The organism is Arthrobacter sp. FW306-1B-G06A (assembly GCF_058781765.1).
On sequence record NZ_JBYSXB010000006.1, the window covers coordinates 74,986 to 82,086 of the forward strand.

7 protein-coding genes are annotated in these 7,101 nt (G+C 64.6%); 4 read left to right on the top strand and 3 right to left on the bottom strand.

Annotated elements, in window-relative coordinates:
• Nucleotides 1-95 precede the first annotated feature (95 nt).
• Nucleotides 96-1,379 carry a citrate synthase gene (locus tag AC3WJM_RS04790; protein ID WP_059387479.1) on the top strand — a complete coding sequence of 428 codons (1,284 nt, stop codon included), beginning with the start codon at nt 96-98 and terminating at the stop codon, nt 1,377-1,379.
• Between the two features lie 87 nt (nt 1,380-1,466).
• Here the strand turns inward: AC3WJM_RS04790 and galE are convergent, their stop codons facing one another.
• Nucleotides 1,467-2,480, bottom strand: a complete 1,014-nt coding sequence (gene galE / locus AC3WJM_RS04795; protein ID WP_284991428.1) for a UDP-glucose 4-epimerase GalE — start codon at nt 2,478-2,480, stop codon at nt 1,467-1,469.
• Nucleotides 2,481-2,594: 114 nt separating this feature from the next.
• On the opposite strand from galE, the gene AC3WJM_RS04800 reads away from it, so the two are divergent.
• Both AC3WJM_RS04800 and AC3WJM_RS04805 read left to right on the top strand, forming a co-directional pair.
• Complete coding sequence (locus tag AC3WJM_RS04800) at nt 2,595-3,221, top strand: TetR/AcrR family transcriptional regulator (protein WP_284991429.1); 627 nt, start codon at nt 2,595-2,597, stop codon at nt 3,219-3,221.
• 63 nt (nt 3,222-3,284) lie between these two features.
• Nucleotides 3,285-3,896: a hypothetical protein gene (locus AC3WJM_RS04805; RefSeq protein WP_059387481.1), complete on the top strand. Its 612-nt coding sequence runs from the start codon at nt 3,285-3,287 to the stop codon at nt 3,894-3,896.
• 44 nt (nt 3,897-3,940) lie between these two features.
• On the opposite strand, the gene AC3WJM_RS04810 is transcribed toward AC3WJM_RS04805, so the two are convergent.
• Nucleotides 3,941-4,783 (bottom strand): transglycosylase SLT domain-containing protein, encoded by an 843-nt coding sequence (locus tag AC3WJM_RS04810; RefSeq protein WP_492271286.1) that lies wholly within the window; start codon nt 4,781-4,783, stop codon nt 3,941-3,943.
• Between the two features lie 11 nt (nt 4,784-4,794).
• A complete protein-coding gene (gene dapD, locus AC3WJM_RS04815) occupies nt 4,795-5,820 on the bottom strand; it encodes a 2,3,4,5-tetrahydropyridine-2,6-dicarboxylate N-succinyltransferase (RefSeq protein ID WP_492271287.1) in 1,026 nt (341 codons plus the stop codon).
• 85 nt (nt 5,821-5,905) lie between these two features.
• Between dapD and dapE the strand changes: the two genes are divergently transcribed.
• The gene (gene dapE, locus AC3WJM_RS04820) at nt 5,906-7,030 is read left to right on the top strand and encodes a succinyl-diaminopimelate desuccinylase (RefSeq protein WP_332601974.1); all 1,125 of its coding nucleotides are present in this window, start codon (nt 5,906-5,908) and stop codon (nt 7,028-7,030) included.
• The last annotated feature ends 71 nt before the right edge of the window (nt 7,031-7,101 follow it).

A 7,101-nucleotide genomic window follows, 5' to 3' on the forward strand; every position in this document is an offset into this window, starting at 1 on the left:
ATGGTGTCTGCACCTGCAGACTCCTGGCTGGAGTCACCAGATGTTGGTTGGATCAAGCTTTCGACCGAGGCCAAGAGCCTCATGAAGGGGACTCCATGACTGAGACCACCAGCGCTACCCTGCGCCATGCCGGCGGAGAGCTCGAGCTCCCGCGGATCAAGGTTGTAGAAGGGAACGAAGGATACGACGTTTCCAAGCTGCTGAAGCAGACGGGCGCCGTCGCCTATGACCCCGGCTTCATGAACACCGCCGCCACCACGTCGGCAATCACCTACATCGATGGCGACGCCGGTATCCTGCGGTACCGCGGCTACCCGATCGAGCAGCTTGCCCAGCACTCAAGCTTCCTGGAAGTTTCCTACCTGCTGATCTACGGCAACCTTCCCACTCCCACTGAGCTGGACGCGTTCGACCAGCGGATCCGCCACCACACGCTGCTCCACGAAGAGCTCAAGGGCTTCTTCGGCGGTTTCCCGCGTGACGCGCACCCGATGCCGGTGCTTTCCTCGGCTGTCTCCGCGCTGTCCACGTTCTACCAGGACTCCTTGGACCCGTTCAACCCGGAGCACGTGGAAGTTTCCACTATCCGCCTCATGGCGAAGCTCCCGGTCATCGCGGCCTACGCCCACAAGAAGTCCATCGGCCAGCCCATGCTGTACCCGGACAACTCCATGAACCTCGTGGAGAACTTCCTGCGCCTGAGCTTCGGCCTGCCGGCAGAGCAATACGAGCTGGATCCCGTCGTCGTCAAGGCGCTGGACCTCCTGCTCATCCTGCACGCCGACCACGAGCAGAACTGCTCGACGTCGACCGTCCGCCTTGTGGGCTCCTCGAACGCGAACCTGTTTGCTTCTGTTTCCGCAGGCATCAACGCCCTCTTCGGTCCCGCCCACGGCGGCGCCAACGAGGCCGTGCTGAAGATGCTGCGCCAGATCCAGGCCGACGGCATCAAGCCCGAGGAATACATGGAGAAGGTCAAGAACAAGGAGGACGGCGTCCGCCTCATGGGCTTCGGACACCGGGTCTACAAGAACTACGACCCCCGCGCCAAGATCATCAAGGCGACGGCACACGAGATCCTGGGCAAGCTGGGCGGCAACGATGAGCTCCTGGACATCGCGATGCGCCTCGAAGAGAAGGCCCTTGCGGACGACTACTTCATCCAGCGCAAGCTCTACCCGAACGTCGACTTCTACACCGGCCTGATCTACAAGGCCATGGGTTTCCCCGAGAAGATGTTCACCGTGCTATTCGCGATCGGCCGACTCCCCGGCTGGATCGCCCAGTGGCGCGAAATGATCAACGATCCCCAGACGAAGATCGGCCGTCCGCGGCAGCTCTACACAGGAGAGCCGGAACGCGACTACCCGGCGGTCTAATCCCCGCCGGTGTGGGCCCAGCACGCGGGGTCACTTACAGCCCGTCCCAAGGGACATCATGGGCCGTAAGTGACCCCGCGTTGCACTTTAAGAGCTGTAGCCGAGAGGGTTGTTCTTCTGCCAGCGCCAGTGGTCTTCGCACATCTGGTCCACGGTCTTCGTGGTGGACCAGCTCAGGTCGGCCAGGGCAGAGGAGGCGTCGGCCCAGAATGCGGGCAGGTCTCCGGCGCGGCGGCCCGTGATCTCGTACGGCAGCGGGTGGCCCACGGCCTGCTCGAAGGCGTGGAGCATCTCCAGTACGGACGTGCCTTTCCCGGAGCCAAGGTTCCAGCGGTGCACGCCGGGGCGCTCCGCAACGTAGTCCAATGCGGCGACGTGGCCACCGGCGAGGTCGACGACGTGGATGTAGTCCCGCAGGCAGGTGCCGTCCGGGGTGTCGTAGTCTCCGCCGAAGACCATGAGCTTTTCGCGGCGGCCGACGGCGACCTGGGCGATGTAGGGGACCAGGTTGTTGGGGATACCCTGGGGGTCCTCGCCGATCCGGCCCGAGGGGTGTGCGCCCACCGGGTTGAAATAGCGCAACAAGGCGATGTGCCAGCGTTCGTCCGCGGCGCCGAGGTCCGTGAGGATGTCCTCGATCTGTTCCTTGGTACGGCCGTAGGGGTTGTTCGCCCCGATCTCCATCTTCTCGATGTAGGGGATGGGGTTGTGCTCGCCGTATACCGTGGCGGAGGAACTGAAAACGATCGACCGGACCCCGTGCTTGTCCATGGCGCGGAGCAGGTTCAGCGTGCCGACGATGTTGTTGTAGTAGTAGTTCAGGGGTTCCTGCACGGATTCGCCAACTGCCTTGAGCCCGGCGAAGTGGATGACGGCGTCGATGCTGTGCTGATCGAACACGGCTTCAACCGCGGCCTCGTCCACCAGATCCACTTTATGGAACGCCGCCGTCTTTCCCGCCAGCTCACCGACGCGGCGCAGGGACTCTTCGCTTGAGTTCACGAGGTTGTCCAGCACGACCACTTCGTGTCCGGTTTCCAGCAGGGACAGGACGGTGTGCGATCCGATGTAGCCGGTGCCACCCGTGACAAGAATTCTCATGCAAGCAACGCTAGCCGAACTTGCCAAGGCTCGCTCAGTGTTGCGTGCGCCACAGTCCCGCAGTTCCGGTGCGCCGGGCGGTACCGTTCAAGCACGTTCGTGCTAAAAAGATCTGTGCCCAAGATTGTTGATGCCGAAGCCCGGCGCCAGGAAGTAGTCGAAGCTGTCTTCAGGATCATCGCCTCGGATGGCCTGGAACGTGCCTCCTTGCGGGAGGTAGCCGATGAAGCCGGGCTCGCCGTCGGCTCGGTCCGGCATTACTTTGCCAGCAGCGATGAACTGCTGGTCCACTCCTTTGCCGTGGTCATCGACAGGATCGCCGCGCGGCTTGAGGACGCGTTCGCCGTCGTCGAATCCTTGGATCCGGATTCGGCGGAGCACGACGCCGCCGTGTTAACCCTGGTGGGCCAATTCCTTCCGCTCGACGAGGAACTGGCCGTCGACGCCTGTGTCTGGATGGCATTCCGGCACGCGGCCCGAATCCGGCCAGTACTCGAGCAGGAAGCGGCACGCAGCCACCGGGCCGTGGCCGCCGTCGTCGGCCGCTTGGTGATGCGGCTGATGCCCGACGGCGGATCCGGCCAGGAGCGCCTGGTGACCGAGGCCGAGCGCCTTCTGGCCACCCTCGACGGACTGTGCATGCATGCCCTGCTGCAGCCTGAGTGGATGACGGCCGAGGTCTGCCGCGACGTTCTGACCGCGCATCTGCAGACTCTGGTTGCGGTCCCGTCCAACCGTTAACGTCGAGGCTCAACGGGAATAGACTGGAACCCTGAGTGGGCACCTGCCAAGGGAGGCAATCGGATGCATGACACAGGCGGTCAGGGGTGGCGAATCACAATGGACACCTCCGGACCGATGCTCATTGCCTTGTATCTGAGAGACGTTGCTGGATTGGACGGAGCCGGTACGCCAACGTTGTCCCACGCCACACCCAAAGTCAGGCACGCGGACCACACGCACCTCACTGCCGAGGTAGGCGGGGTGCCGGCCCTCAAGACAGAGTGGGAGGCCTGGTGGGAGCAGCTGTTGAGGGCGTATCCGGATGCCGCGCCGGAGCTTTCACCCCCGGGATTCAACGCCTTCGGCAATTCGCCTGCCCTGCGCAGAGTATTGCAGGCACACTTCGGAGCCGCCCTGACCTGGGCCCGTGAGCGCCTTGAAGAGTACGAAAAACTGGAGGCTGAACGCGAAGCGAGCGGCGCCACGTTGCTTCTGGGGGACATGGTGGAGGACCGGCTGCTGGAAGTCGGACGGAGTTCCCGGGACTTCCAGCTGACGATCATCGAGCTACCCCTCAACGAGCCAAGGGCCTGGTATCTTGAGCCGGACAAGATGATCATGAGCCACCAACTCTTGTCCGAACCGGATATCTTCCGCAGCTACGTCCAGCCGGTGGTTGAACTACTGGTCTGAAGCCCGGGCGACGCCGCCAGGCACCGCCGAGGCCCCACCCAAAACTAGGTCTTCGGAGCCGAAACCGTGATGGTCACGGACCCCGATGCTGCCGCTGAATCCTGCCAGCCCTTGTGGTCCTGCCGGTTCCAGGTGGCGCCAGCCACGTCAACCTGCGTCACGGAAAGGTCCTTGGCTTTCGCCACGGCCCACTGGGCCACAGCCCACGCCTGCGCACCGCTGATGTTCAACTGGACCGTGCGGCCCTGGGCCACGGCCGGCAGGGCGCCGAACTCCGTGGTCATGGCGGCCACGACGGCGTTCGGGTCGCCGGCGGTGTCCGCGGCCCGGAGCGTGCAGTCGAGGGCCCGTTCGGAATGTCCCGTGAGCGCCGACGCATACGCCCGGCCCATGGGTTCCTGCTGCGCGTATGCCTGGGGGTAGGCGGAATGCTGGACCGCTTGCGCCGCATCAGTGATCGCCATTGTTTCGTAGCCGGGTATTTTCACAAGGTGGTCATAGAAAGCGTTCGTCGCGTAGACGGGATCCATGACCTCGGCTTCGGTGCCCCAGCCCTGGGAGGGGCGCTGCTGGAACAGGCCCCGCGAATCGGGGCCAACCTCGTCACCGTGCCCGATGTTGCGAAGCTTGGATTCCTGCATGGCTGTGGCCACGGCGATTGTGGCCGCGCGCGGAGGCAGCCCCCGCTGCACGGCAATGGCGGTGATGAGGGCGGCATTCGCGGCCTGGTCCGTCGCCAGCTCGTACGAGTCCGAGCCCACGACGGCGACGCAGCGTTCCGTAACCAAGGTTTCGGAACGCTGCAGTACAGTCACCACGGCGTAGATGGCACCGGCCACCAAGGCAAGCGCCAGCAACAAGATGATGGTGCGTCGGAGACGGCGCATCCAGGTATCAGCTAGTTGGCGTGGAGGGCTTCGTTGAGTTCCACCGTCTGGCCCTTGCGGGGAAGGACCTCGACTTCGCCAGTTGTGGAATTGCGGCGGAACAGCAGGTTCGGCACGCCGGAGAGCTCAACAGCCTTGATGATGCTGCTGGTGTCTTCCCCGTTGGCGTCCTTCGGGCCGGGGATGCGCACGCGGGTTCCAGCCGTGACGTAGAGGCCTGCTTCGACCACGGAGTCGTCGCCGATGCTGATGCCCACGCCGGAGTTGGCACCCAGGAGCACGCGCTCACCCAGGGCGATCTTTTCCTTGCCGCCACCGGAGAGGGTCCCCATGATGGAGGCGCCGCCACCGACGTCGGTGCCGTCACCGGCAACAACACCTGCCGAGATGCGCCCTTCCACCATGGACGTGCCGAGCGTGCCGGCGTTGAAGTTCACGAAGCCCTCGTGCATGACCGTGGTGCCTTCGGAGAGGTAGGCGCCCAGGCGGACCCGGTCGGCGTCGGCGATCCTGACCCCGGTGGGAACGACGTAGTCCACCATGCGCGGGAACTTGTCCACTCCGTAGACCGTGACGGCGCCGCGCTTACGCAAGCGGGCGCGGGTCAATTCGAAGCCGTCCACTGCGGCGGGGCCGAAGTTCGTCCACACAACGTTCGGGAGCTTGCCGAAAATCCCGTCCAAGTTGATGCTGTTGGGCTTGACGAGCCGGTGCGAAAGCAAGTGCAGGCGCAGGTAGGCGTCAACGGTGTCGGCGGGTGCCTCGTCCAGGTTGATCTGGGCAAAGACCACCTTCTGTTCGGTCCGGCGGTCGGCGTCGTGGCCTTCAGCTGCGAGAGCGGTCAGCGACTCGTCGGCGTGCTCCACGGCGCGCAGGGATGCGGCAGCTTCGCCCAATGCCGGTGCCGGAAACCATACGTCCAGCACTGTCGCTTCTCCGGCGTCGGAGGTGGCGATGGTGGCCAGGCCAAAGCCATAGGCGGAGCGATCGTTGTCAGAAGCGCTATCGAGAGCGGCAGAGGCAGCGGTTTCAGTCATGGCGCAAGTCTATCGAGAGCCACTGCTTCCCTTGAAACCGTGTGTGGACCGAGGGGTCGCAATTCGCTCGGGATACAGTGGACAGGTGACCGTTGAAACTACCCCGATCCTCCTTGACATCAGGCAAGACGTTGCGCTGCTGACCGCGGCGCTGATGGACATCAACAGCGTGTCCGGCAACGAAGCCGCGCTTGCAGACGCCGTTGAATCCGCGCTTCGTACGATCCCCGGCCTGCAGCTTGTGCGGGACGGCGACGCCATCATTGCCCGGACCGAGCTGGGACGCCCGGAGCGCGTGATCTTGGCCGGCCACCTCGATACCGTGCCGTTGCCCACCGTGGAGGGTTCGCTCGGCACCGTGCCCGCCACGTGGGAGTCCGGCGTCCCCGGGACGGGAACCTTGTATGGACGCGGAGCCACCGACATGAAGGGCGGGGTCGCGGTGCAGCTTGCGCTCGCCGCGACAATGTTCGACGGCGGCGCCGAGCCGGGCAAAGACGTCACCTTCGTCTTCTATGACCATGAGGAAGTTGAAGCGGTCAAGAGCGGCCTCGGCCGCTTGGTACGGAACCATGGCCATCTCCTGGAGGGGGACTTCGCGATCCTGCTCGAACCCACCGACGGCACGGTGGAAGGCGGTTGCAACGGCACCAGCCGCTTCGAAGCCACCACGGTCGGGGAAGCGGCGCACTCCGCCCGGGCGTGGATGGGCAGCAACGCCATCCACGCAGCCGCTCCCATCCTGAGCCGCTTGGCCTCCTACGAACCTCGCACCGTCAACGTGGACGGGCTGGACTACCGGGAAAGCCTCAATGCTGTGAAGATCAACGGCGGCACTGCGGGCAACGTCATCCCGGACCGTTGCGTCGTGGAGATCAACTACCGCTTCGCGCCGGACAAGACCCCGGACCAGGCCGAAGCCCATGTCCGCGAACTCTTGGACGGCTTCGACGTCGTCCGCACCGACGCTGCCGCCGGGGCGCGGCCGGGCCTCAACCACCCGGCTGCGGCGTCCTTCGTTGCCGCCGTCGGTGCCGAGCCCAAACCCAAGTACGGTTGGACCGACGTCGCGCGCTTCAGCGAGCTAGGCGTTCCCGCGGTCAACTTCGGACCGGGCGATCCGCTTCTTGCGCACAAAGACAACGAACACGTCGACTCCGACGCCATCCGTGAGTGCCTCCGGGCGTTGCGGTCGTGGCTGGCCGACTAGGTCGAGTGACCTTATTTTGCTTGAGAATGCGGGTGTGGCCCGTGGGCTTGGTTCCGGAACCAAGCCCACGG

Coding starts and splice junctions, on each gene's coding strand:
- dapD (WP_492271287.1), bottom strand. CDS start 5,820: ATGACTGAAACCGCTGCCTCTGCCGCTCTCGATAGCGCTTCTGACAAC.
- galE (WP_284991428.1), bottom strand. CDS start 2,480: ATGAGAATTCTTGTCACGGGTGGCACCGGCTACATCGGATCGCACACC.
- AC3WJM_RS04810 (WP_492271286.1), bottom strand. CDS start 4,783: ATGCGCCGTCTCCGACGCACCATCATCTTGTTGCTGGCGCTTGCCTTG.
- AC3WJM_RS04790 (WP_059387479.1), top strand. CDS start 96: ATGACTGAGACCACCAGCGCTACCCTGCGCCATGCCGGCGGAGAGCTC.
- AC3WJM_RS04805 (WP_059387481.1), top strand. CDS start 3,285: ATGCATGACACAGGCGGTCAGGGGTGGCGAATCACAATGGACACCTCC.